The sequence below is a fragment of the Comamonas sp. CAH-2 genome (genome assembly GCF_009668305.1).
Taxonomy (GTDB): domain Bacteria; phylum Pseudomonadota; class Gammaproteobacteria; order Burkholderiales; family Burkholderiaceae_C; genus Comamonas; species Comamonas aquatica.
In genome coordinates, this window is sequence record NZ_VSWF01000078.1 from 1 (window position 1) to 1097 (window position 1097).

Here is a 1097-nt window from a genome sequence, read left to right on the forward strand (position 1 = left end):
CGCATGGTCAGGCCGCTACTCCCAGATCCTGAGGTTGCAGCGGCTGCGGAAGCGTTGATTGTGTGAGACTGCTGTTGTTGCAATTGCTGCTGGGTTTGTTGTTGCTGCTGCTTAAAACCGTTCTGTTGTTGCTGTTGCTGTTGTTGCTGTTGTTGATAAAGCTGAGTTTGTGTCAATTGTTGCAAAGGGTGTTGAAGCTGCTTATCTATTGACATTGACAATGAACTGGCCACGGGTTGTTGCTGCTGTTGTTGAGCACCCAGGAAGGGGGCCACTGCAGACCGACCAGGGTGTGTTTCTGTCAGTCCAGGGGTACTTTCAACACCGTCGTCCAAATCCATCATGTCACTGCTAGATTCAGACAAGGATGACTTCTTCATGTGCTGACCTACGAGAGTGCCTGGAAGATAAGGGCAGCTAGTGACATGGTTGAAGTTCTGACTCTGCATTTCTTCCTGGTCAGTCTCTCGATGGTAGAAATAATTAAAATTAGAAACGATTACTGGAACTGGCAAGGCTATGGTCAGTACGCCTGCAATAGCACAAAGGCTTCCGACTATTTTGCCCCAAACTCCAACAGGGGTCATATCTCCGTATCCTACAGTTGTCATAGTCACGACGGCCCACCAGAAAGCGTCAGGAATTGATTTAAAAAAGCTATTTTCAGATCCTGCTTCTGCAAAGTAGACTGCGCTACTGAACAATACAACCCCTATGAAGAGAAAAAAAATCAGGAGGCCGAGTTCTCTCATAGAAGCCTTCAATGTCCGACCAAGAATTTGGAGCCCCTTGGAGTGTCGAGACAACTTAAAAATCCTGAACACCCGGACCAGCCTTATCACCCTGAGGATTGCCAGGGACATTGCCTGGTTAGAGCTTTTATCTTGAGGGGAAACGGGGGCCTTTGGGAGGTTCAGAGTATCTTCCTCTTCTGCGACTACTGTAGCCAAGGTAATAAAATAAGGTATAATTGCTATAATATCAATCACGTTCATTACATCGCGACAAAAGTTGAGCTTGTTGGGACAAGCCAAGAACCTAACAGTCAGTTCGAATGTAAACCAGATGATACAGAGTGTCTCTATCAGAAAGAAAGG

1 protein-coding gene is annotated in these 1097 nt (G+C 46.5%); it reads right to left on the reverse strand.

Translation table 11 applies throughout. The features are described from left to right. On the reverse strand, positions 1-1034 hold a 1034-nt coding region (locus tag FYM52_RS18540), incomplete at its 3' end, for an ion transporter (RefSeq protein WP_238826272.1). Positions 1035-1097: the final 63 nt, after the last annotated feature.